The sequence below is a fragment of the Flavobacterium sp. LHD-80 genome (assembly GCF_030929605.1).
Lineage (GTDB): Bacteria > Bacteroidota > Bacteroidia > Flavobacteriales > Flavobacteriaceae > Flavobacterium.
Genome location: NZ_JAVFVS010000025.1, coordinates 1 through 578, shown reverse-complemented (window position 1 = coordinate 578; position 578 = coordinate 1). Strand labels below are relative to the sequence as shown.

Genomic DNA, 578 nt, shown 5'->3' with positions numbered 1-578 from the left:
ATTGCCAGAGTAGTTTCGGTCACTGCGTCGATTACAGGAATCACAACCGGAGCATTTACCGTCAAGGTAACTGCAGCAGTCGAGCAGTTCGATGCATTGGTATTGTCGCAGATCGAATATGTCAGAGCATAAGTTCCAGCTGGAGCATTCGCGCCAAGCGTCACAATTCCAGTTGTCGGATCCAAAGTCAGATATCCTGAAGGATCCGCTGTTGTTGTCTTTATTTCTACTTCCGATGCCGTAAACGGCTGTCCGTTTCTGGTATCGTTGCTGATTGCTGTAATGATTGTCTGGGCCGTTGTTGATTGTGTTACCGATGCCGGATTGTCCGCATTGGCAACAAGTATATCTCCCACAACCTGAACATAACTCTTCACCGTATCGCAGTTGAGCGCATGGTCGTTGTCGCAGATCGTGTATTCCACTTCGTAGCTTCCTGATGCTGTGCCTGGAGCTACTGTTATCGTTTTGTCTGCATTCAGCGTAAGGCCTGCCGGAAGCGTGCTTACTAGTGTGAATCCTACCTGCCCTGCGCCTGTTCCTACTGTTGCCGGAGTTCCGTTCAGCGTATCGTTTGC

General features: G+C 49.7%; 1 pseudogene. It reads right to left on the bottom strand.

What is annotated here, in order from left to right:
• A pseudogene (locus RB619_RS21055) lies at positions 1-578 on the bottom strand (hypothetical protein); the annotation flags it as partial.